Raw genomic sequence first — 3834 nt, 5'->3', positions numbered from 1 at the left:
GCCTCCAACTGCGGCAGCGTCGCCACCATCACCGGCAACCCGCAGAACATGGTCATCGGCGCGCTCTCGGGCATTTCCTATCCGGCCTTCACGGCGGCGCTCGCGCCGGTGGCGCTGTTCGGCCTTGTCGCCGTCATCGTCATTGTCCGCATCGTCTACCGCGGCGAATTCTCTCGCCCCGCCGAGCTCAGCCCCGAGGTCTATCGCGGCCGCATGCTGCCGGGACAGGTGCTGAAGGCGACCATCGTCTGCGTGGTGCTGGCGTTCGCCTTCTTCGCTGGCGTGCCCATCGCCAAGGCGGCGCTCATTGCCGGCGCTTTCCTGCTCGTCACCCGCGCGATCAAGCCGCACCGCATCTACCGCGAGATCGACGGCCCGCTGCTCTTCATGTTCGCCGGACTGTTCGTGGTCGTGGCGGGCGCGGAGCGCACGCTGCTCACCCCCGACATGATCGCCGCGGCGAAGAATATGGGTCTCGACGATGTTTGGCGGCTCTCCGGCTTCACCGCGGTGCTTTCCAACGTCATGAGCAATGTGCCGGCGGTGCTGGCGTTGAGGCCGTTCATCCCGGGCCTCGAAAACCCCCACCGCGCGTGGCTGGTCGTGGCGATGAGCTCGACGCTCGCCGGCAATTTCACGCTGCTCGGCTCGGTCGCCAACCTCATCGTGGCTGAGCAGGCAAGAGCGGCGGGCAAGGAGCTGTCTTTCGCAGCTTTCTTCAAGGTCGGTTTGCCGCTGACGCTGTTGACGCTGGTCTTCGGCACGGCGTGGCTGGCGCTCACTTCGTAGCCGTTGGACGCCTTTACGTTGGGTGCGATCGCGTCGGCGTAGGCGATTAAGCCGGAAAACGCCAAGCAGCTGGCGGGGAGAATAGGGCAAGGTTCTGCTGTGAGTGCGACAATGCCCCATGGAGCCTTGTTTTTGTTTTCAGGCCCGGTTAAGCCGCCGCGCAACCAACCGAAGGACGACATAAAGTGAGCGAACCGACCGTGGCCGAAGCGACCGAAAGCATCTATGCCTCGATCCGCGCGGACAACGCCGACATCGATGCGCATATCGCGACGCTCAAGGCGGCGATGGCGCGGGAAGGGCTGAAACAGGCGGTGTTCGAGCCGGCCAAGCTGGCGCACAACAACCGCGCGGGCCGCAAGCTGATGCAGGCCTATTTCCGCCAGCGCGGCGTGACCGTGACGTTTTCGAGCTAGGGGCCGCGCGCCGACCGGGCGCCGCTGTTGCGACGAGGCTCCGCAAGAGGCCTTTTTGGGGCGTCGCGGCACCGCGCGGCTGCCTAAGGGCAATCGCATATGGCGCGCCCGATGTGATTGGCTGCCGAGTTGGCTTCGCTCATGTCGGGTACGCGGCCGACCCTTGCCTGTTCAGGTCAATCGCACGCCGCCACGGTCTTCAGCGTCTGGGCGCGCGCAGGTCCGGGCAAATTCCCGATCCTTCGAACGGCGGCGTAGAACCTTGGATAGTCGCCGGAGCACAAGTCGAACAGGCGAAGAAACGCCGGAACCTGTTCGCCATAGACGGCAGTCGCGGCGAGCTTTGCGTTGTTGATCGGGCTATCGAACCAGGCGTCATAGCCCCGGTATCCGGCCCAGCGCGTATCGCGCATGCGCCGGTAGCGCATCCGCAGCCTGTCGATCGTGGCTGCTTTGGCGGCGGCCATCTGCTGTGGGCCACGCGGACTTCCATAGACTTGGCGCAACTCGTCCCGGGTTTTCGCTATCAGTCCGAGAAAATCGGCGTTGCGCTTGCGATTGGCTTCGTAGAGGCGCAATCCCGCGCGATTGCCTGTGGCGCGGAGCCATTTCCTGACGCCGGTGGTTTCGACCGAGACCGCGAAAGCCTCGTTGAACGCGGAGTCGCCGTTCACATAGATTTTCTGATGCGCCAGCTCATGGAAGATCAGGCTTGCGAGATAGGTGTCGTCCTGGCGCAGCATGGTGCTGAGCAGCGGATCGCTGAACCATCCGAGCGTGGAATATGCGGTGACGCCCGAGACGTAGACGTCCAGCCCCTGCCGCTGCAGTTCGGCAGCGCTCTCTGCCGCCGATTTCCGGGAAAAGTAACCCCGGTACGGAACGCAGCCGAAGACCGGAAAGCACCATGTTACGGGCGTGAGCGAGAATTGCGGCGCGGCAAAAACCGCCAAGGTCACAGCGTCCCGGCCGATGTCGACATAGCTGCGGTAGCTGCTGTTTTCGGGCAGCGCCAGTTCATCCGTGGCAAAGCGGCGTATGGCGCTCGCCGACGTCAGCTTGACGCGCAATGCCTCCGGCGTTGCGGGGTCGCGGATCAGCTTGCCGACATTCTTGCGCGCCGCCATGATCTCAACATGGCCCTCCAGCGACTGCGCGTAGTAGGAAATGCTGGTGCACCCGGCCACGCCGGCCGCCAGGACCGCCGCGGCAAGCAATCGAAAAACGCGCCTCACAGCCTGCCCACCGCCTGTTCATCTCCCCGTGAAGCAAGTGTCCCCATTTGACCGCGAGTCTCAAACAGGCCCGCCGATCTTCGTCAAGACCTGGTGGGACGTCACGGGTCGGACTTTGGCAGGATCGGCAACGCCTCAGAGCTGACATCGGTGCTGACCAGGTCCATGCCGCTCACGAGATGCAACGCATCAATCGTCGGCGGCATTCAAGCTTGGAGCACGATGCAGGTATCGAGTCCTGATGCGAAGATGCCAGCCCTTGGCCTCGCCACGACGACAGATAGGGCGTATAGTTGAAAACCGCCGGCTCGGACCTGACACGCCGGCGCATTGAGAGCGGGAGACGTCGCTTCAACTAGGGCGCACTTCCAACTCGGGGGGTGTTCCACGCGCTCTCATCATTGCCCGCAGCGTCCGGCTTCTGCTTTGCGCGATCGCGGTCGCTATTCGCATTTACTCACTGAAGGAGAACTGAGCTTTTCACTGGAGGAGAAGTGATCATGCATTACCTTCCCAGACGTGAATTCATGGTTCGAGGAGGGGCAACCCTCGTGGCGCTGGCGTCCTTTCAATCGCGGATTGCCTATGCTTTTCCAACCCGGGCCGGCGAGGAAGTCATCAAATGGCTCGATCAGTTGCCGCCAAACCCGGTTCCGCAAGTCATCAAAAATCAGTTGGTGTGGGAGGATCTCGATTCCTGGGTGACGCCCAACGACAAGTTCTTCTCAATCGCGCATTTCGACCGGCCGGTCATCGACGAAAGCACGTGGAAACTCGAAATTGGCGGGTCCGTCAAAAAGCCGACTGCCCTGACGCTCGCCGACATCAAGGCTCGACCACGCCAGGAAGTCACGTTCACGGTCGAATGTTCGGGCAATACTGGCCTCCCGTTCTTCAATGGCGGGATTGGCAATGCTCGCTGGGCGGGCACGCCGCTCGCCCCGATCCTTATGGAGGTCGGCGTCCTCGACAGTGGCATCGAGATTGTCTTCTGGGGCGCCGATAAAGGTGAAATCAAGCGAGCCGACGACGTCAAGTTTACGCAGAACTTTGCGCGCAGCATGTCGCTCGCCGACGCCTTGGACCCCAAAAACATCCTTTGCTACGAGATGAACGGCACTGCCTTGCCTGCCGATAACGGGTTCCCGCTGCGGCTGATTGCGCCGGGCTGGTACGGGATCGCGAACGTGAAATGGCTCAAGCGGATCGAAGTCAGGGACCAACGCTTCGTGAACCAGTTCATGGGACGCGATTATGTCACGCTGCGCGAGGAGGAGCACAACGGAGAGACGGTATGGATGGAAACCTCTGTCGGGAGGGCGCGCCTGAAGTCTGCGCCGGCCCGGGTCACTCATATCGGCAATGATTACCGGATCGTCGGGGCGGCCTGGGGA

4 protein-coding genes are annotated in these 3834 nt (G+C 62.6%); 3 read left to right on the top strand and 1 reads right to left on the bottom strand.

Annotation, left to right across the window (positions count from 1 at the left end; all coding sequences use genetic code 11):
* Nucleotides 1–789, top strand: a 789-nt coding sequence (locus EOA60_RS22865) for an SLC13 family permease (RefSeq protein ID WP_281060766.1), incomplete at its 5' end; no start/stop codon positions are given.
* Between the two features lie 185 nt (nucleotides 790–974).
* Entirely contained in the window at nucleotides 975–1205 is a 231-nt protein-coding gene (locus tag EOA60_RS22860) for a hypothetical protein (RefSeq protein WP_067325155.1), read from the top strand.
* A 176-nt stretch (nucleotides 1206–1381) separates the two neighbouring features.
* On the opposite strand, the gene EOA60_RS22855 is transcribed toward EOA60_RS22860, so the two are convergent.
* Nucleotides 1382–2440, bottom strand: a complete 1059-nt coding sequence (locus EOA60_RS22855) for an aminopeptidase (protein ID WP_128293284.1) — start codon at nucleotides 2438–2440, stop codon at nucleotides 1382–1384.
* Between the two features lie 500 nt (nucleotides 2441–2940).
* Here EOA60_RS22855 and EOA60_RS22850 point away from each other — a divergent pair.
* The coding region (locus EOA60_RS22850; RefSeq protein ID WP_128311935.1) for a molybdopterin-dependent oxidoreductase at nucleotides 2941–3834 on the top strand (894 nt) is incomplete at its 3' end.

It is taken from the genome of Mesorhizobium sp. M1A.F.Ca.IN.020.06.1.1, assembly GCF_004023265.1.
Classification (GTDB): Bacteria; Pseudomonadota; Alphaproteobacteria; order Rhizobiales; family Rhizobiaceae; genus Mesorhizobium.
Note: the sequence above shows the minus strand (reverse complement) of the source record. Positions and strands in the feature narration are given on the sequence as shown.